Here is a 204-nt window from a genome sequence, read left to right on the forward strand (position 1 = left end):
GAAATAAGTGGTCTACCATGAGGACAGGTATAGTTTCCTACTTCATGTAATCTTCTTACCATATGTTGCAGTTCTTGCATATTCAATCTTTGACCAGCTTTGATTGCTACATTACATGTCATAGGTATTATTAGTTTTTCTCGAATATCCCCTACTTTATTATTATTATTCAAATCATGAAGTATATTTTCAAAAATATTAGTA

At 29.9% G+C, this 204-nt stretch carries 1 pseudogene; it reads right to left on the reverse strand.

From position 1 onward, the window contains the following. A pseudogene (locus AYC60_RS09350) lies at positions 1–204 on the reverse strand (DNA mismatch repair endonuclease MutL); the annotation flags it as partial.

This window comes from Streptobacillus felis (assembly GCF_001559775.1).
In the GTDB taxonomy this organism is placed as follows: domain Bacteria; phylum Fusobacteriota; class Fusobacteriia; order Fusobacteriales; family Leptotrichiaceae; genus Streptobacillus; species Streptobacillus felis.